At 64.2% G+C, this 18,992-nt stretch carries 18 protein-coding genes; 14 read left to right on the forward strand and 4 right to left on the reverse strand.

The genetic code is table 11. The annotated features are described in order from the left end of the window. Positions 1–8: 8 nt before the first annotated feature. Positions 9–1,094, reverse strand: a complete 1,086-nt coding sequence (locus tag XH90_RS06605) for a transporter (RefSeq protein WP_194479779.1) — start codon at positions 1,092–1,094, stop codon at positions 9–11. A 302-nt stretch (positions 1,095–1,396) separates the two neighbouring features. On the opposite strand from XH90_RS06605, the gene XH90_RS06610 reads away from it, so the two are divergent. The 4 genes from XH90_RS06610 to XH90_RS06625 all read left to right on the forward strand — a co-directional run bounded on the left by XH90_RS06610 (position 1,397) and on the right by XH90_RS06625 (position 7,317). Beyond that, complete coding sequence (locus XH90_RS06610; protein WP_194479780.1) at positions 1,397–4,078, forward strand: arylsulfatase; 2,682 nt, start codon at positions 1,397–1,399, stop codon at positions 4,076–4,078. Positions 4,079–4,100: 22 nt separating this feature from the next. Beyond that, positions 4,101–4,550 carry a DUF2721 domain-containing protein gene (locus XH90_RS06615; protein WP_246755701.1) on the forward strand — a complete coding sequence of 150 codons (450 nt, stop codon included), beginning with the start codon at positions 4,101–4,103 and terminating at the stop codon, positions 4,548–4,550. A gap of 188 nt (positions 4,551–4,738) precedes the next feature. Next, entirely contained in the window at positions 4,739–7,009 is a 2,271-nt protein-coding gene (locus tag XH90_RS06620; RefSeq protein WP_194482608.1) for a cytochrome c3 family protein, read from the forward strand. A 149-nt stretch (positions 7,010–7,158) separates the two neighbouring features. Next, the gene (locus XH90_RS06625) at positions 7,159–7,317 is read left to right on the forward strand and encodes a hypothetical protein (protein ID WP_194479781.1); all 159 of its coding nucleotides are present in this window, start codon (positions 7,159–7,161) and stop codon (positions 7,315–7,317) included. Between the two features lie 15 nt (positions 7,318–7,332). On the opposite strand, the gene XH90_RS06630 is transcribed toward XH90_RS06625, so the two are convergent. Further along, on the reverse strand, positions 7,333–8,700 hold the full coding sequence (locus tag XH90_RS06630) for an MFS transporter (protein WP_194479782.1): 1,368 nt from the start codon (positions 8,698–8,700) through the stop codon (positions 7,333–7,335). 213 nt (positions 8,701–8,913) lie between these two features. After that, the gene (locus XH90_RS06635; RefSeq protein WP_194479783.1) at positions 8,914–9,642 is read right to left on the reverse strand and encodes an aspartate/glutamate racemase family protein; all 729 of its coding nucleotides are present in this window, start codon (positions 9,640–9,642) and stop codon (positions 8,914–8,916) included. Here XH90_RS06635 and XH90_RS39585 point away from each other — a divergent pair. Beyond that, the gene (locus tag XH90_RS39585; RefSeq protein WP_256442506.1) at positions 9,641–9,769 is read left to right on the forward strand and encodes a hypothetical protein; all 129 of its coding nucleotides are present in this window, start codon (positions 9,641–9,643) and stop codon (positions 9,767–9,769) included. The two genes, XH90_RS06635 and XH90_RS39585, sit on opposite strands and share 2 nt — an antisense overlap. Here the strand turns inward: XH90_RS39585 and XH90_RS06640 are convergent. Continuing rightward, the gene (locus tag XH90_RS06640) at positions 9,766–10,602 is read right to left on the reverse strand and encodes a transporter substrate-binding domain-containing protein (RefSeq protein WP_194479784.1); all 837 of its coding nucleotides are present in this window, start codon (positions 10,600–10,602) and stop codon (positions 9,766–9,768) included. The two genes, XH90_RS39585 and XH90_RS06640, sit on opposite strands and share 4 nt — an antisense overlap. A 218-nt stretch (positions 10,603–10,820) precedes the next feature. On the opposite strand from XH90_RS06640, the gene XH90_RS06645 reads away from it, so the two are divergent. From XH90_RS06645 to XH90_RS06685, 9 genes are all read left to right on the forward strand, one after another. Continuing rightward, the gene (locus tag XH90_RS06645; protein WP_194479785.1) at positions 10,821–11,738 is read left to right on the forward strand and encodes an NAD(P)-dependent oxidoreductase; all 918 of its coding nucleotides are present in this window, start codon (positions 10,821–10,823) and stop codon (positions 11,736–11,738) included. A gap of 18 nt (positions 11,739–11,756) precedes the next feature. Continuing rightward, complete coding sequence (locus tag XH90_RS06650) at positions 11,757–12,110, forward strand: RidA family protein (protein ID WP_194479786.1); 354 nt, start codon at positions 11,757–11,759, stop codon at positions 12,108–12,110. A 111-nt stretch (positions 12,111–12,221) separates the two neighbouring features. Further along, entirely contained in the window at positions 12,222–13,883 is a 1,662-nt protein-coding gene (locus XH90_RS06655) for a thiamine pyrophosphate-binding protein (protein WP_194479787.1), read from the forward strand. 3 nt (positions 13,884–13,886) lie between these two features. Then, positions 13,887–15,152 carry an FAD-binding oxidoreductase gene (locus XH90_RS06660; RefSeq protein WP_194479788.1) on the forward strand — a complete coding sequence of 422 codons (1,266 nt, stop codon included), beginning with the start codon at positions 13,887–13,889 and terminating at the stop codon, positions 15,150–15,152. Between the two features lie 9 nt (positions 15,153–15,161). Then, the gene (locus tag XH90_RS06665; RefSeq protein WP_194479789.1) at positions 15,162–15,905 is read left to right on the forward strand and encodes an aspartate/glutamate racemase family protein; all 744 of its coding nucleotides are present in this window, start codon (positions 15,162–15,164) and stop codon (positions 15,903–15,905) included. Positions 15,906–16,010: 105 nt separating this feature from the next. Next, the gene (locus tag XH90_RS06670) at positions 16,011–16,712 is read left to right on the forward strand and encodes a GntR family transcriptional regulator (protein WP_194479790.1); all 702 of its coding nucleotides are present in this window, start codon (positions 16,011–16,013) and stop codon (positions 16,710–16,712) included. Positions 16,713–17,026: 314 nt separating this feature from the next. After that, positions 17,027–17,557 (forward strand): thiamine pyrophosphate-binding protein, encoded by a 531-nt coding sequence (locus XH90_RS06675; protein WP_194479791.1) that lies wholly within the window; start codon positions 17,027–17,029, stop codon positions 17,555–17,557. 5 nt (positions 17,558–17,562) lie between these two features. After that, the gene (locus XH90_RS06680; RefSeq protein WP_194479792.1) at positions 17,563–18,153 is read left to right on the forward strand and encodes a thiamine pyrophosphate-dependent enzyme; all 591 of its coding nucleotides are present in this window, start codon (positions 17,563–17,565) and stop codon (positions 18,151–18,153) included. Positions 18,154–18,209: 56 nt separating this feature from the next. After that, entirely contained in the window at positions 18,210–18,992 is a 783-nt protein-coding gene (locus XH90_RS06685) for an SDR family NAD(P)-dependent oxidoreductase (RefSeq protein WP_194479793.1), read from the forward strand.

Raw genomic sequence — 18,992 nt, forward strand, 5'->3', positions numbered from 1 at the left:
GATGACCATCACTTGGTGACAATGTGCCTGGCTGGCGCAGCGGGCGTCGGCGCTGCAGGGGAGATCGAGAACGTCAGCCAGGTGTTCCAGCCCGACGGCCGCCGGTCCGCACCGAACTCATAGTAGCCTTTCAGATTGAGGTAGCCCTGCTGCCCGGCAATTGGAAAGATGTACCCGACCTGCGGTCCGATGCCGGCCACGCGCGACTTGTTCTCGCCGAGGATCGGAAGCGCGCCGCTGTCCGCCGTGAGCTGATTGTAGACATAGCCGACGGCACCGACGTGGAGTTGCTTCGACAGGAACTGTGACATGCCCCAGTCAAGGTGCCAGTCGATGCCGTTCTGATAGCCGGTGGCATCGTTTCGCAGATTGTACGTCAGCCCGGTGACGGCCGACAATTCGAAGCCGCTCTGCTGATTGAAATAGGTGTAGCCCGCGCCGCCGTCGATCGCACCGTGGCCGATGCCGAGATTGGCGAGCCGTTGAGCGTCGTAGTCACCAACCGGTATGTCGCCGGTCAGGTAGGTCATGAAGTTGCTGTTGCCCATGTTCCAGCGCAACGTCATCTGCGGATATAGATCGCCGAAGCCGGTGATCGTGCTGTCAATCGCGCCGGCCCGCGTGGTCGTGAATCCGCCAACGCCCGCGGTGATGGTTCCGTCGAGCGTGGTGTGATTGCGGCCCGCAATCGCCATCACGCCGAGTGACAATTGTCCTCCGAGGACGGGAGTTGCGAATGTGTAGGAGGGGTTCAGCAGAAGCAGATCCGCCCGGGCGCCGAGATCGGCGTCCAGGCTGACATTTGCGGTCGGATTGAGCCTGCCCAGCGTGATCTGGCGGGCCGCGGCGACCGAACCTGAAGCGCCGACTGCGGTATGATAGTAGATCGAATTCAGCGCCCATCCCGGCTGTTGCGGAAGGGCAGCAAGGCTCCCGTAAATTCCGGGAAGCCAGAAGCTGACGCCACCTTCGTCGGCCTGCGCAGTACTCGCACTCGCGCAGGTGCCGATCAGGAGCGCCGCGAACCAGCGAGCGGCCTTGGCGCTACGTTCATTCGACGATGGGCGCGCGCACTGCGCGCATGCATGTCCCATGATCCGCCCCCAGGCTCATAAATGAATTTTCGAAATGGACCTCCAACACATCTCGCGAATGTGCTGACCGCCTTGATCTAGATCAATGAGGCGCGGCCAGTCCCGTCGCCGCCGAAAGTGTGGTGCCCTTTTGCAACGCCTGACGTGTTTCGCTCGCCGCGATGCGGTCTCAGCGCCATTGCCGGATTCCGATAGCACGCTTCTGCGCGGTCAGTTCGGTGCAGTTGATTTGAGTCAAAGCCGCTGATCCGGCCGCGGTTCAGGCTACGATTTTTAGCACCCTGATCTGGGGAGAATTTGCAATGATCATTCGGACGATCTTTGTTGCAATTGCTGCGGCATCCGTGATCTCCGGGCCTGCGTTCGCGCAAACGGCTCAATCGGCCGCGCCGCCTCCGGGCTCTCCAGCCGCCACCATCACCATTCCCGGCAACCAGCTTCCGCCGCCGCCGCAAAAGTTCGGCGGCAAGATCGAGCGTGACGCGCGCAATTCGAAACCATTTTGGCCGGCGCGGGTCGTACCTCCCAAGGGCGCTCCAAACGTCCTGCTGATCATCACGGACGATGCCGGCTATGGCGTGCCCAGCACGTTCGGCGGCGTGATCCCGACGCCGGCGCTCGACCGGATCGCGCAAAGCGGATTGCGCTACACCAATTTCCATTCGACCGCCCTGTGCTCGCCGACGCGCGCGGCGCTGATCACCGGACGCAACCACCATTCGGTCGGTTATGGCGTGATCGCGGAGCAGGCCACCGGCTATCCGGGCTATGACAGCATCATCACCAAGGACAAGGCCACGATCGGCAGAATCCTGACCGACAACGGCTACCATACCGCCTGGTTCGGCAAGAACCACAACACGCCCGAATACCAGGCGAGCCAGGCCGGCCCGTTCGATCAGTGGCCGACCGGCATGGGTTTTGAATATTTCTACGGCTTCATGGGTGGCGACACCAATCAGTGGGAGCCCGGTAACCTCGTCCGCAACACCACGCCGATCCATCCCTATGTCGGCAAGCCCGGCTGGAATTTGATGACAGCAATGGCGGACGAAGCGATCGACTACGTGAACCGCATGAACGCGCTGGCACCCGACACGCCTTTCTTCATCAAATTCGCGCCGGGTGCGACGCACGCGCCGCATCACCCGACGCCCGAGTGGGTGAAGAAGATCAGCGAGATGCATCTTTTCGACCAGGGCTGGAACAAGCTTCGTGACACCATCTTCGAGAACCAAAAGAAGCTGGGCGTCATTCCGCAGAATGCGAAACTCACGCCATGGCCGAAGGATCTGATCAAGGAGTGGGACCAGCTTTCCGCTGACGAGAAAAAGCTTTTCGTCCGCCAGGCGGAAGTATTCGCGGCTTATGCTGCCTATGCCGACAACGAGATCGGGCGAGTGATCCAGTCGATCGACGACCTCGGCAAGCTCGACAACACCCTGATCATCTACATCGAGGGTGATAACGGGACGAGCGCGGAAGGTCAGCCGAACGGCACGCCGAACGAAGTCGCCATGTTCAACCAGATCAACCCGTCGGTCGAGGACCAGCTCAAATATTTCTACGACGTCTGGGGCACCGATCGCACCTACAACCACATGTCGATCGGCTGGGCCTGGGCATTCGACACGCCATTCTCCTGGACCAAGCAAATCGTGTCGCATTTCGGCGGCACTCGCCAGGGCATGGCGGTCTCGTGGCCGGCGGTGATCAAGGACAAGGGCGGCATTCGGACTCAGTTCCACCATGTCATCGACGTCGTTCCTACCATTCTCGAGGCGGCGCATATCAAAGCGCCTGACATGGTCGACGGCATCAAGCAGAGTCCGATCGAGGGCGTTAGCATGATGTACACGTTCGACGAAAAGAACGCGAACGCCCCGTCGACGCACACGACGCAGTATTTCGAGATGTTCGCCGATCGCGCGATCTACAATGACGGCTGGATCGCCTCGACCAAGGTAATGCGACCGCCGTGGGTCACGGTTGCAAAATTGCCGGCGCCTCAAGACTACCCTTGGGAACTCTATGACCTCCACAACGACTGGACGCAGGCCGAGGACGTTGCCGCCAAATATCCCGACAAGCTGAAGGAACTGCAGGCGCTGTTCTGGCAGCAGGCGGAAAGATATCAGGTGCTGCCGCTCGACTCGTCAGTGGCAACCCGGATGATCACGCCGCGTCCGAGCCTCAGCGCCGGCCGCACCAGCTTCGCCTGGACACGGCCGCTGAGCGGCACGCCCAACGGCGATGCACCGAGCTTGCTCAATGCCTCCTACACCTTCAAGGCGGATGTCGATATCCCGCAGGGTGGCGCGGAAGGCATGCTCGTCACACAGGGCGGCCGCTTCGGCGGCTATGGCTTCTACGTCCTGAAGAACAAGCCCGTCTTCACGTGGAATCTCGTCGACCTCAAGCGCGTGCGCTGGGAGGGTCCAGAGTTGACGCCTGGCAAGCACCTGATCGAATTCGATTTTAGATATGACGGCCTCGGCGCTGGCACCATGGTGTTCGGCAACTATAGCGGCATCGGACAGGGCGGCACGGGAACGTTGAAGGTCGACGGCAACATCGTGTCCACAGAGAAGATGGAACACAGCCTGCCGTTCATCCTGCAATGGGACGAGGCGTTCGACATCGGCTCCGACACCGGCACGCCGGTCGACGACAACGACTATCAGACGCCGTTCGTCTTCACCGGCAAGCTCAACAAGGTGACGCTCGACATCGACCGGCCGAAGCTGAGCCCGGACGACGTCAAGCGGCTGCAGGACGCGGCGCGCGCGGCGGGTGACGGTCCGTCGGACGACGCCGGCAAGTCGGCCTCTGCCGAACCGCAGGTTGGCACCGTTGGCCTCAGTCTTACCGACAAGATTCAGTTGCGGATCGACAAGCGCGAGGGCTGCCGCAAGCAGGCCGAAGCGCAGGGGCTCGGCATGATGGATCGCATCAAGTTCGTCCAGCAATGCGCTCAACAGTGATGCCGGTGCGGAACCTTGACCAATGACCATGGTCGAGCTGCTGCCGGTCACTCCGTCGATCGATCAGCTCGGGCGGATCATCACAAGCGTGGCCGCTCCGGCATTCCTGCTGGGAGCGGTCGCGGCCTTCATCTCGGTGCTGATATCCAGGATCAATCGGGTGATTGATCGGTCACAGTTCATTCACGGCATACCGGCTGACGATGCGCGGCGGGCGTATCTCAAGGCCGACCTCCCGCGGCTCCGCCGGCGAGCTGCCCTGTTGAACCGGTCGTTGCTCTGCGCGATCATCGCAGCGATCCTCACCGCCTTGATCATCATTGTCGCGTTCGTCAGCGCGCTCCTTCAGCTCGCGCACGAATTCGGCGTTGCAATCCTGTTCATGGCGGCGATGCTGATGTTCTGCGGATCACTCGTCGATCTGGCTCGCGAGACGCGAATCGCGCTTCACGACCACGATCTCCGTGTGTAGTTCAGAACGACGCATTCGGCTGGGGTCGGCGAACTCGCGTGGCAAAAGTCTCGGGAAAGGATCGTAAGCGCCGAAGGGGCCGCGCCGAGAGGCGGTCCGCGCCGCCCGTGGCGTCAGGCCAGCCGCAGGGCACCGCGCGGACCGGCGTCTTCCGTCTGGCGGCCGGCATCGGTCTGGCCCTTCTGGGGATGGTCGCGGCGGCATTCTACTGGATTGGGCGGCCGGAGCGTCCGCTTGTCTCGCGGCCGGCGTCCGAGCTGAGCTTCGTCGGCAGCCAGACCTGCGGCGAGTGCCACGCAACGCAGGCGAAGCTCTGGCAGGCTTCGCAGCACCGGCACGCGATGGAGCATGCGACGAACCAGTCCGTGAAGGCGGATTTCAATGATGCGGTCTTCGACTATGCGGGGACGCGCTCCCGTTTCTTCCGCAAGGACGGCGGGTTCTTCGTCGAGACGGACGGACCTGACGGCAAACTTTCGGCGTTCGAGGTCAAGTACACGTTCGGGGTTGATCCGCTCCAACAATATCTGATTGCATTCCCCGACGGCCGTATCCAGGCGCTTTCGATTGCCTGGGACACGCGGCCGAAAGATCAAGGCGGCCAGCGCTGGTTTCATCTCTATCCGGATGCTGCCGTGACCAGCAGCGATCCCCTGCACTGGACCAAACCCAGCCAAAACTGGAATTTCATGTGCGCCGAGTGTCATTCGACCGCCGTGCGCAAGAACTACGATCCCGCCACGGACCACTTCACAACGACGTTCTCCGAAATCAGCGTGGGGTGCGAGGCTTGCCATGGCGCGGGCTCTCGGCATGTCGCCTGGGCGAGAGGCGACCGCGGGGCAGCCGGGTCGGCCAAGGATCCGGTGAAGCATCTCGTCGTCAAGTTCGACGAGCGAAGCGGGATCACATGGTCAGCCGAAGCCGGTACGTTGACGCCCGTTCGCAGCGCGCCCGCAGTGGCCCTGCGCAAGGAGGTCGAGACCTGCGGGCGTTGCCACGCACGGCGTGGCCAGCTTTCCGAGGAATGGACGCCGGGGCGGCCGCTGTCGGAGACACATCGGGTGTCGCTGCTCGAGCCGCAGCTTTTCTCCGCCGATGGTCAGATGCGTGACGACGAGGAAACCTACAACTACGCGCCATTCAAGCAGAGCAAGATGTTCGCCAAAGGGGTGACATGCAGCGACTGCCACGACCCGCATAGCGCGGCATTGAAGACACCGGGTGACGGCGTCTGCTCGCAATGCCATCCGCCGGCCCGGTATGAATCCACGGCGCACCGACACCATGCCGACGTCTCGCCGCCGCTGTCCTGCGCCTCCTGCCACATGCCGGAGCGGCGCTACATGGTGATCGACCGCCGCCATGACCACGGCTTTCGCGTGCCGCGCCCGGATGTCTCCGTGCAGACGGGCGTGCCGAACGCCTGCAACGACTGCCATCGCGACAAGCCGGCGAGCTGGGCAGCCGACAAGGTCGAGAGCTGGTTCGGTCAGGAACGGCGAGGCTTTCAGACCTACGCGCAGGCATTCGGCGCTGCCTGGATCGAGGCGGCCGATGCGCAGGCGCTGCTGGCGGCGATAGCGCGAGCCGGGGAAGTCCCCGGTATCGTGCGTGCGAGTGCGTTGGCCGAATTGCCTGCACCCGATGTCGAGCTGATCCGTCGTGCCCTGTCCGACCCCGATCCGCTGGTCAGGCTGGGTGCGCTCGATGCCCTGGAAAGGATGCCGGCCGACCAGCTCTGGTCGCTTGCATCCGCGCAACTGGTTGATCCCGTTCGCGGCGTGCGTATTCGCGCCGCCGATCTTCTTGCGTCGGTGCCGCGGGCGCAGCAGCCGACTGCGGATCGCGACCGGTTCGCTCGAGCGGCCGCCGAATTCATCGCCGCGCAGAGATTGAACGCGGATCGTGCGGAAGCGCGGACGGCGCTCGGTAATTTCTACGCGCGCCAAGCCGATGCTGCCGCCGCGGAGACCGAATATCGCGCCGCGCTCAAACTCGATCCCTTCTTCGCGGCTGCCGCCGTGAACTTGTCGGACCTCTATCGGCAACTCGGCCGCGACGCCGACGGAGAGCGGATTCTGCGCGAGCAGTTGTCCAGGTCGGCGCAGGACGCCTCGCTTCATCACGCGCTTGGCTTGGCTTTGGCGCGTCAGAAGCGCACCGAAGCGGCTCTTGATGAATTGCGCCAGGCCGCCGTGCTCGATCCGGGTCAAACGCGATACGCTTACGTCTATGCCGTCGGGCTGCATTCCGCGGGCCGGCGCGACGACGCGCTGTCGGTGTTGAACGAGAGTTTGCGTACACATCCTGATGATGTCGAGCTGCTTTCAGCCGCAATCAGTTTCAGTCGCCAGAAGGGAGATACCAGGGCCGCTCTGGAATACGCCGAGCGCCTGGCACGGCTGCGGCCTGACGACTCAAGCCTGGCCGAGCTGATCAGGGAGCTGAACCGGTAGAATACTGCGCAAGGAGCCGACATGCCCGCTAGCGCGCGACCGATCATCGAGGCGCACCTGTAATCTGCTTCACAGGCGGATGCGCCGATCTGCGCTAGTCTAGATGAAGTCAGGCCCGCCTCCATGCGTGGCCGGCTTCGGAGCTGGCGATGATTGCTGCACTGGCAAGAGCAATATCCCGCGCGACGGGAACGAATGTCGACGTCGAAACCTTGCAGATCCTCGTGATCTTCTCGGGCGCGGGCCTGCTGGTCTCGCTCGTAGCCGTGATGATTTATGGACCGGCCTTCAACGCCGCTCTGTTCTGAGCGCGTTGCAATCCGTCAAGCCACCGGTTCCTTGGGACGGCTTCGCTCGCGCGGTGCCAGCGGCGGTGCCTGCTTCAGCGGAGCAGTTTCGCGTGGCGCAGTGTCGCTGCCTGAGACGCGCTCGACCGGTGCGGGGCCGGTGTCGCGCCAGGCGACGATCCAGATCAGAAAGCCGAGGACCGCCAGGGCGGCGCCGACCGGGCCGGTGGAAGTCCAGCCCAGACCCTGGCGAATGGCGAGGCCGCCGAGGAACGGGCCGAGCGCATTGGCGGTGTTGAACGCCGAATGGTTGAGCGCGGCGGCAAGCGCCTGTGCATCTCCAGCAACGTCCATCAGCCGTGTCTGCAGGACGGCGCCGAGCGCGACGCTGGCGCCGATCGCGAAGATGTCGATCGCGAGCAGCCAGGGATTGCCGGCGACAACAGGAAAGGCCAGCAGCGCCGCGGCTGCAAACACCAGGATGGCGCCAGCCGTCGGCATCAGCGCGCGGTCGGCGAAGCGCGGCACGACCAGATTGCCGAGCGTGGCGCCGATGCCGAAGATCGCCAGGAAGAACGGGATGACCTCGGTGCTGACCTTGGTGACCTCGATCAACGTCGTCGCGAGATAAGTGTAGACGGCGAACATGCCGCCGAAGCCGATGGCGCTGATCGCGAGCGTCGTCCAGACGCGACGGCTCCTCAGCGCGCCGAGCTCGCGCAGCGGATCCGACCGGCCTGCCTGGTCGCGCGGCGCGAACAGCGCGCACAGCAGAACCGTGAGCAGGGCCAAGACCGACACGAGGCCAAAGCTCGCGCGCCAGCCGACCGACTGGCCGATCAGATTGGCCAGCGGCACGCCGATGATGGTGGCGACGGTCAGGCCCAGCATGACCTGGCCGACCACCCGCGAGCGGCGGTGTTGCGGAACGAGCGAGGCCGCGACCAGCGCGGCGATGCCGAAATAGGCGCCGTGCGGCAGGCCCGAGAGGAAGCGGGCGGCGACCATCGAACCAAAGCTGGGCGCCAGCGCGGTCAGGGCGTTGCCGAGCGCGAACACGGCCATCAGCGCCAAGAGCTGCGTGCGCCGGGCGAACTTGGCGCCGAGCACGGCAATCAGCGGCGCGCCCAGCACCACGCCGAGCGCGTAGGCGCTGATGGCGTGTCCGGCTGTCGGCTCGTCGATATGAAGATCGGCCGCGAAGAACGGCAGCAGGCTCATCGATGCGAATTCGGTGGTCCCGATCGCAAAGCCGCCCATCGCGAGCGAGAACAGGACGACGGCGAGATGAGGGGGCGTGGAAGCCGATTTCGGTATCGCGCGTGGCGAGGTCGCGTGAGGCGAGGTCGTCATGTGTCCTGCATGGGTGACGGCAACGGGAACCAGCCCAGCGAACGTCGCCATCCCTGCAGTCTTTGTCTCACCTACTTAAACGCGCATGGATTCGCGTCAACACCGGAAGCGCCACGTCAGGGCGCGCGCATATCAGCGTCCCGGTTTGCTCAGGGCATCCGCGGCAATATGCCCGGTGAATTCGGCACAAAGCCGTCAGCCACTCGCTGCGCGGCTGGCGGTCGGTGTCCTCGCGGCGCGTGGGCGAGCGTCCGCCTGTCGTGCTCAGTTCAGGAACGGCACCGGATTGGCCGCTCGATAGAAGAAGTTGATCAAGGTGTTGATGTCGAACACCGGCAGGTTCGAGACCTCGGCGACGTCCTTCGAGAACGGGCACATGTTGGTGCACTCGAACAGGATTGCGCCGGGATTCGTGCACGACGCCATGAAGGCTTCCGTCATTTCGATCATCTCGGCGCGCAGCACGTCGGTGTCCAGCTCCTCTCGGCCGAGAATGTAGGTCGCGGGAAATTGCGCGTCGGGCTTCATGCCCTGGACTTGAACGGGGATATCGTTCTGCGACCAGCCGACGCCGCGGAAATGCCCGTCGTTCATGTGATGGCCGCGTTCCGTAAAGATGCCGATGACCTTGCCCGGTGGCAGCATGGCGTGGATCAGCGGCGCCTGGATCAGGCTCGAGGTGAACACCGGGATGTTCACCGCGGCGGCGAGCTGCTTCTGGAACGGCGCGAGGAAGCCGCAGCTCGTCGTGATCGCCTTGACGCCCTCCGACTCCAGTTCGCGGGCGGCGACGATGAACGGATCGAGCAGGTTTGGATCGGGATGATCGCCCATGATCCTGGTCGCGTGGGCGCCGCGCACGATCTTGTAACGTATGGGAAAGTCATAGGAGCGCGCGTTTCCGATGTCTCCGCGTGGGCGGGGAAATCGCGTGTCGAGCATCAGCACGCCGATGGTCTCGCCGTAATTCGTGAAGCCGCCGCGGAGTTTCATGGATGTCCCCAAGCGATTCGGGATGGTCGCGAGCCCGGTCGTCAAACGCGTCCACGGCGGCACCGAGCTCCAGCACGGTGCCGCCTTGCACAAACTGCCCGCGATCAGGCCGATCGCAGCGGCCTAGAACTGCACTTCGCCCGGAATGTCGTCCGCGCTGAGGCCGACGGTTTGATAGGCCTTCAGCAGCCATTCGCGGGTCTGGCCGAGCGAACGGTTGTAGTCGGCCCAGGCGCTGAGGAAATCCTTGTAGCGGCGGTCGGCCTCGGCGCGGATGCCGAGATTGGTCGGCAGCGTCAGGATCGGCCGCGGGATCGCGAGATCGCCGAGCGTCGGATTCTTCTTCAGCGTGAAGATCGACAGCACCGCGAGCGAGACGTTGCAGTCGGCGCGGCCGGTCGACACCGCGAGGATCGCCTCGTCGCGGGTCTTGAAGCCGAGGATTTCGGCCTTCGGGCAGTAGCGGCGCGCGATGGTCTCGTGCGTCGAGCCGATGTCGACGGCGATCTTGACGTCGGGCTTGTTGAGCTCGGACCAGGTCTGCGGCTTGGCAAAGCCCTTCTTGGTGATGACGGTGAAGGAGTGCACCAGGATCGGGGTTGAGAAGTCGATGACGAGCGAACGCTCCGGCGTCGGGTTCACGGCGAAGGCGAGGTCGATCTTGTCGGCCTGCAGGTCGAGGATCTGGTTGCCCCAGGTCGATTCCAGCGTCTCGACCTTGGCACCCAGCTTGCCCGCGATGTCGTTCGCCATGTCGATGCAGGCGCCCGACCATTGATTGGTGGCGAGGTCCTTGTGGAAATAGGGGTCCTGGCCGGCGATGACCGCGATCCGCAGCACGCCGGTCTTCTTGATGCGATCGAGCGTGGAGGTCGGCGCGGTGTCGGCCTTGGCTGAGCCGGCTGCGGCCATTGCGGCGCCCGCCAGCGCGACGGTGGTGAGTGCGTCCCTGCGGTTCATCGTCAGTACTCCCTGGGGAATGGGGATCTATCGGCTCCGGCTGGTGGACTATTTCTGTATTCAGTCCATAATGCAATATGGTATTGCGGCTTTGCCGACGATTTGTGCGACGAGGCAGGTTGGGGCCTAGTCCTTTGGCAAAGCGAGAGAAAACTCCCTGAAGCCGCGCCGGATATTGGACCGGCAAGCGGGTTATCGGGATTGAGAGGAGAAAGTCCGTGCGTGCTGTTTTTGTCGATGCCAACGACACCCTGGCTGCGGTCACCGAGAAGCTGCTCTCCGCCGCGAAGCTGCCGGTCGGCATCATCAGAAATCCCTCCATCAAGCCCGACGATCTCCCCGCCTTGCTCGGCGATGCCGAGATCATGATCGTCGACCATACGGCGGTGCCATCCGCGATTGCGGCGACGTGCGCCGGGCTGAAGCATGTCGTCTTCCTCGGCACCGGCGCGCGCAGCTACATGAATCCGGAAGAGCTTGCTGAGCTCGGCATCGCCGTCCACACCATCAAGGGCTATGGCGACACGGCGGTGGCCGAATGCGCAATCGCGCTGATGTGGGCATCTGCCAAGAGCTTTGGCGAGATGGATCGCGGCATGCGCGAAGGCAACTGGCTGCGCCGCGACGCCGTGCAGCTCACCGGCAAGACGCTCGGCCTCATCGGCTTCGGCGGCATTGCGGCTGAAGCCGCACGCATGGCGGCCGGCTGCGGCATGAAGGTGATTGCCTGGAACAGAACGCCGAAGACGCATCCGGGTGTCGAATTCGTGTCGCTGGAGAAGCTGCTGGCCGAGAGCCACGTCGTCTCGCTGCACCTGCTCCTCAACGACGAGACCAAGGGTTTCCTGTCACGCGAGCGCATCGCGCAGATGCGCAAGGGCAGCATCCTGATCAACACCGCGCGCGGCGCGATCGTCGACGAAGATGCGATGCTGGACGCGCTGCGCTCGGGCCATATTGCTCATGCCGGCCTCGACGTCTTCACTGTCGAGCCGCTGCCCGCAGGTCATCCGCTTACAAAACTGCCGAATGTGACCCTGTCGGCGCATTCGGCGTTCCGCACGCCCGAGGCGAGCGACAATCTCATCGGCGCCGCGCTTGATCACTGCCGCCGCATCATCGCGACCGGCAAGTAAAGCAACAAGGAATCCCCCATGTCTGATATCACCCGCATCGACCAGAACGCCCGCCGCAGCCGCGCTTCCGTGTTCGGCGATCTCGTTTTTCTCGCAGGACAAGTCGCTGACACCAAGACCGCCGACATCACCCAGCAGACCAAGGAGGCGTTGGCGAAGGTCGACGACATGCTGGCGCGCGCCGGCACCGACAAGTCGCGCCTGCTCAGCGTGCAGGTCTGGCTGAAAACCATGGACGATTTCGACGCCATGAACGCGGTCTACGATGCCTGGGTCGTGCCCGGCAATGCGCCGACGCGTGCCTGCGGCAAGGTCGAGCTCGCCGATCCGGCCTACCGCATCGAGGTGATCGCAATCGCCGCGCGGCGCTGACATGCGTGCCGATGTCCTCTGCACTGTTTGCATCGGTCTTGCACCTTGTTTGCGCCTGTCCTACGCCACCTCGGAACAAAAGCGCATCGCCAAAGCCGTCAGGGAGCTGTCATGACCATCAGAAACACCCGCACCGGGGGCCAGATCCTGATCGACCAGCTGGTCGCGCAAGGCGTCGACCGCGTCACCTGCGTGCCCGGCGAGAGCTACCTTGCGGCGCTCGATGCGCTGCATGACAGCCCGATCGACGTCGTGATCTGCCGCGCCGAAGGCGGCGCCGCGATGATGGCGGAAGCCTACGGCAAACTCACGGGACGCCCGGGCGTCTGCTTCGTCACCCGCGGTCCCGGCGCGACCAATGCCAGCCACGGCGTTCACATCGCGATGCAGGACTCGACACCGATGATCCTGTTCGTCGGCCAGGTCGACACCGGCATGCGCGAGCGGGAGGCCTTCCAGGAACTCGACTATAGGGCCGTGTTCGGCTCGATGGCAAAATGGGCGGTCGAGATCGATCGTCCTGATCGCATTCCCGAACTGGTCGCACGCGCCTTCCGCGTCGCGATGCAGGGTCGCCCCGGTCCTGTCGTGATCGCGCTGCCGGAGAACATGCTTACCGAGACCGCGGCTGTCGCGGACGCGATGCGCATCGAGCCCGCCGTGAGCTGGCCGGCGCCATCGGATCTCGAGCAGGTCGGCGCGATGCTTGCGAGCGCCAAGGCGCCGCTGGTTATTCTCGGCGGCTCGCGCTGGACCGATGAAGCCACCAAGAGCATCGCGCGCTTTGCCGAACGGTTCGACCTGCCGGTCGCGACCTCGTTCCGCCGGGCCTCGCTGATCGACGCGGATCATTCGCGTTATGCCGGCGATCTCGGCATCGGGCCGAGCCCAGGCCTGAAAGCGCGCATCGACAACGCCGATGTGATTCTCCTCATCGGCGGCCGCATGTCGGAGATGCCGTCCTCGTCCTACACGCTGCTCGACATTCCCTCGCCGAAGCAGAAGTTGATCCATGTGCATCCGGGCTCGGAAGAGCTTGGCCGCATCTACCAGCCGGCGCTGGCGATCCAGGCGACGCCCGCCGCGTTCGCTGCGGCCATCGACACGCTCAAGCCTTCAGGCGCGGTTGCCTGGAAGGGCGAAGCCGCGAAGGCGCATGCCGACTATCTCGCCTGGACCGACAAGGCGCGCGAGCTGCCGGGTACGTTCCAGTACGGCCAGGTCATGACCTGGCTGCGCGACCGTCTGCCGAAGGACGCGATCGTCTGCAATGGCGCCGGAAATTATGCCGGCTGGATCCATCGCCATCACCGCTTCCACAGTTTTGCGTCGCAGCTCGCGCCGACCTCGGGCTCGATGGGTTATGGCGTGCCGGCGGGCGTACTGGCCAAGCGGCAATATCCTGATCGCGTCGTCGTCGCTTTTGCCGGTGACGGCTGCTTCCTGATGAACGGCCAGGAATTCGCCACCGCCGTGCAATACGACGCGCCGCTGGTCGTCATCGTCGTCGACAACTCGCAATACGGCACCATCCGCATGCATCAGGAGCGCGACTATCCCGGTCGCGTCGTCGGCACCCAGCTCAAGAACCCCGACTTCGCGATGTACGCAAAGGCGTTCGGCGGCCATGGCGAGCGCGTCGAGCGCACCGAAGAGTTCGCGCCGGCGTTCGAGCGTGCGCTGGCCTCAGGCAAGCCGTCGATCCTTCACTGCATCATCGATCCGCGCGCAATCTCGGTCGGCAAGGATTTTACGCCCGCGGTGAAGGCGTAAGCGATGGCAGAGGGCCGCCACGTCGCCATCATCGGAGCCGGCGCGGTCGGCGTGATCAGCGCCATCGAGGCGCTGCGCGAGGGCCATCACGTCACGCTGATCGACGCAGGCACGCCCGGGGGCGAGCAGGCGGCGAGCTACGGCAATGCCGGCTGGCTCTCCTCGCATTCGGTGATCCCGCCGGCAGAACCAGGCATCTGGAAGAAGGTGCCGTTCTATCTGATGGACCCGCTCGGCCCGCTCGCGATCCGCTGGTCTTATCTGCCGAAGGCGCTGCCCTGGCTGATCAAGTATCTGCTCTCCGGCTGGACCGCTGCGCGCGTCGAGAAGACGGCATTCGCGCTGCGTGACCTGTTGAAGGACGCACCGCTGCTGCACCGGAAGCTCGCGGAAGAGGCGGGTGTCCCGGAGCTGGTCGAGCGCAACGGCGTGATGCACGTATTCCCGTCGCGCGGCAATTTCGACAACGATCTCGGCTGGCGCCTGCGCAAGAAGGTCGGTGTCGAATGGATGGAGCTCAGCGCGGACGAGATGCGTCAGCGCGAGCCGGACTTACATCCGCGCTACACCTTTGGCGTGGTGGTGGAAGAGGCCGGGCGCTGCCGCGATCCCGGCGCTTATGTTGCGGCGCTTGCCCAGCACGCGCTGGCGAACGGCGCCGAGCTCGTCCACGCGAAGGCGACTGGTCTCAAGCTGAGCGGCAACAAGCTCGTCGCCGTCCTCACCGACACCGGCGAGATTCCGTGCGATGCTGCGGTGGTTGCGGCCGGTGCACATTCAAAGAAGCTCACTGCTTCCATTGGCGATCCGCTCCCGCTCGAGACCGAGCGCGGCTATCACGTCATGATCGAGAATCCGGAGACAGGTCCGCGCAGCTCGATGATGGCATCAGACGCCAAGATGGTGGTGAACTGGACCAACAAGGGCCTGCGCGCCGCCGGCACGGTCGAGATCGCTGGTCTCGAAGCTGCGCCGAACTGGAAGCGCGCCGAGATCCTGCGCAATCACCTGCTCGGCATGTTCCCGAAACTGCCGAAGGACATTCCGGCCTCGCGCATCAAGACCTGGTTTGGCCATCGCCCGAGCATGCCTGATGGCATTCCCTGCATCGGCCATGCGCGCGCCTCGCGCGACATCGTCTATGCCTTCGGCCACGGCCATATCGGCCTGGTCAGCTCCGCTCGCACCGGCCGTCTCGTTGCTCAGCTGCTGAGCGGCAAGGCGCCTGAAATTCCGCTTGCGCCGTTTTCGCCCACTCGCTTTCTCTGAGATCGCACCATGACCTATTCTTCCGGCTCCTCCTCCCGCATCGCCCGTGGCGGCAAGGCCATCTACGGCGCGCCGCTCGGCATCCTGATGCTGGAGGCGCGCTTCCCCCGCATCCCCGGCGACATGGGCAATGGCACGACCTGGCCGTTTCCCGTGCTCTACCGTGTGGTGAGCGGCGCCTCGCCGGAGAAGGTTGTGCTGAAAGGTGCCGCCGGCCTGCTGCCCGACTTCATCGATGCGGCCAGGGATCTGGTGCGGCTCGGGGCCGAAGCCATCACCACCAATTGCGGCTTTCTCTCGCTCTTCCAGAAAGAGATCGCGGCGGCGGTCGGCGTTCCCGTTGCGACCTCCTCGCTGATGCAGGTGCCGTGGGTGCAGGCGACGCTGCCGCCGGGCAAGCGCGTCGGTCTCGTCACGGTATCGGGCTCGACCCTGACGCCGGCTCATCTGGAAGGTGCCGGAGTGCCGCTCGATACGCCGCTGGTCGGCACCGAGCACGGCAAGGAATTTTTTCGCGTCCTGATCAAGGCCGAGAAGGACGATATGGATGTGGCCCAGGCCGAGCGTGACGTGGTCGAGGCCGGCAAGCAGCTGGTCGCGAAAAATCCCGATGTCGGCGCCATCGTGCTCGAATGCACCAACATGCCGCCCTACGCGGCGGCGCTGCAGGCCGAGGTCGGGTTGCCGGTCTACGACATCTATTCCATGATCACCTGGTTTCATGCTGGACTGCGCCCACGCGCCTTCAGCTGAGTCCGGCTGTCACAAAGCTCTTCACAACCTCTACTCTTGTCTGCATTGCAATCGCTGCCGCGCCCCCGATATATTGAGCTGTGTTCGTGCATGAATGCAGCTGATATGAGCAACGTGGAACTGGCTTCCGATAGTATCGTCGATCGCGTCTATGAACAGCTCAAGGCGATGGCCGTGAGCTATGAGTTCAAGCCGGGCGAACGACTCAACGAGGGTGAGCTGGCCAAGCGCCTCGGCGTCAGCCGCACGCCGCTGCGCGAAGCACTCAACCGCCTCAACACCGAAGGCTTCCTGCGCTTTACGCCGGGCAAGGGTTTCTTCTGCCGCGAGCTCGACGCGCATGAGATCTTCGATCTCTACGAGCTGCGCAAGTCGATCGAGGTCGCCTCGGTCCGCCTCGCCATCAAGCGCGCCAGGGACGAGGACATCGACGCGCTGCTGAAATTCCTCGAAGCCACCGGTCCCGATCCGGGCGAACGCACATCGGTGGAGCTCGTCGAGCTGGACGAGACCTTCCACGAGCGGCTGATGGCGATGTCGAACAATGCCGAGATGCTGCGCGTGCTGCGCAACGTCAACGCCCGCATCCGCTTCGTGCGCTGGATCGACATGGACAGCATCAACCGCTCCAATACCCAGGCCGAGCACCGTGCGGTCGTCGAGGGCCTGAAGGCGCGTAACGAAGAGGCTTGCGTGTCCGTGCTGGAGAAGCACATCGACCGCCGCCTCGATCGCATCACCTCGGCGATCAAGGAAGGCTACGCGCAGATCTACATGCCGGCCGCGGCGCGGGCTGGGGCGAACTAGCCTCCGAGCCGCAACGACGGTGTCGTCCGTTCTCCCTCTGTGGGAGAAGGTGGCGCGAAGCGCCGGATGAGGGGTATCTCTCGGCGTGTACTGATGCGTATGAGTGCTCGGGGAGATACCCCTCACCCCGGCGAGCGTGGATCGACCTGCGGCGATGCCCTCTCCCACAAGGGGAGAGGCGCAGTCATGTGCAGTTGCTCCATGACGACAAAAGTCAGCTATACAATCCTTCAATACCTGTTCGTGCCAGACGGTCAGAGCTTTCACGTCCAAACATCGCTAGAGTGCCGCTCGAAATTCACGGAGACCTCGCGGTGCATAGTCCCCAACCCAATCCCGAAATTGACTGGCCGTCCGAGCTCTATCGCGTCCTCAAGGCCGCCGACGTCCGCCAGATGTCCTACGTCCCAGATGCCGGCCACAGCCAGCTCATCCGCATGTTTTCCGCCGACGTTGATGTCACCACCAATGTGTTGACGACGGAAGAGGAAGGCATCGCGATCGCCGCGGGCGCATGGCTTGGCGGCCAGCGTAGCGTGCTGCTGATGCAGTCGAGCGGGGTCGGCAATTGCATCAATATGCTGTCGCTGTCGGCGATCGGCCGCTTTCCGCTGCTGATGCTGGTGACGATGCGCGGCGAATGGGCCGAGTTCAATCCCTGGCAGGTGCCGATGAGCCGGGCGACGCAGCCCTCGCTGGAAGCGATCGGGCTGAAGGTGATGCGGGCCGAGACGGCAGAGGACCTGGTCGAGACCGTCGAATCCGCTGCAGCGCTCGCCTACGGGTCCGACCAGCAGATCGCCGTCCTGATCGGGCAACGCCTGATCGGCAAGAAGAAGTGGTGATAGCGATGTCCAATGCTTCCCAACTCGATCGCCGCGTTGCTGTCGCGGCTCTCCTGAAGAATCGCTGCGACACGCTGGTCGTGTCCGGCCTGGGTTCGCCGACCTACGATTTGCATGCGACGGGCGACCGCGACGACAACTTTTATCTCTGGGGCGCCATGGGCGGCGCCGCGCTGATCGGCCTTGGCCTTGCGCAGGCCCAGCCTTCCAGGCGCGTCCTCGCTTTGACCGGCGACGGCGAGCAACTGATGGGACTCGGAGGTATCGCCACCATCGGCGTCGCGCGACCGCGCAATCTCGACATCGTCGTGATCGACAACCAGCATTTTGGCGAGACCGGCATGCAGGCGAGCCACACCGGCCGCGGTGTCGATCTCACGGCGATCGCGACGGCCTGTGGCTTTGCCGCGACGGCCACTGCGCGAACGCTCGAGGAGGTGCAGCGCCTCGCCGCACAAATTGCCGAGCCGGCCGATGGCCCGCGGCTTTTTGTCATCAAGGTCAGGGCCGAAAATCCACCGCGTTCGCTGCCCTCGCGCGATGCCGTCTTTATCAAGAACCGGTTCCGTGCTCATCTCGGCTTTGCGGCGGCCTAGCCTTCGGTCCTGATCCGGCGTAGGCCTGCCGCAAGCAGCTATTCTGGAGTGAGACCATGAAACTATCCGGCAAGGTCGCCGCCATCACCGGCGCAGCACGCGGTATCGGCAAGGCCTGTGCAAAGCGATTCCTCGATGACGGCGTCAAGGTCGTCATCTCGGATGTCGATGCCGAGGGGCTGGCCGCAACGGCTGCCGAACTGGGCCGGCCCGATGCCTTGCGGACCGTGGTCGGCAATGTCGCCAAGCGCGCTGACGTGGATCAGCTCGTCGCGACTGCCGTGAAGGAGTTCGGCCGGCTCGACATCATGGTCAACAATGCCGGCGTCGCGCGCAATCGCGACATCCTGGAAATCTCCGAAGCGGAATTCGACGAAATCATCGGCATCAATCTGAAGGGCGCGTTCTTCGGCGTGCAGGCGGCGGCGAAGCAGATGATCGCGCAAGGCAGCGGCGGCGGAGTGATCATCAACATGTCCTCGGTGAACGCGCTGCTGGCGATCCCGGCGCTTGCGACCTACGCCATGTCGAAGGGCGGCATGAAGCAGCTGACGTCGGTCGCCGCCGTCGCGCTCGCCCCGCACAACATCCGCGTCGTCGCAGTCGGGCCAGGCACGATCTTGACAGACATGGTGGCGTCGTCGATCTACACCTCCGAGGATGCCCGCAGGACCGTGATGTCCCGTACGCCGGCCGGCCGTGGCGGCGAGCCGAGCGAGGTCGCCTCCGTCGTCGCGTTCCTCGCCAGCGACGATGCGTCCTACATCACCGGCCAAACGATCTATCCCGATGGCGGCCGCCTGATCCTGAATTACACGGTGCCGGTGAAGGACAAGTAG

Origin of the sequence: Bradyrhizobium sp. CCBAU 53338 (assembly GCF_015291665.1) — a bacterium.
GTDB lineage: Bacteria > Pseudomonadota > Alphaproteobacteria > Rhizobiales > Xanthobacteraceae > Bradyrhizobium.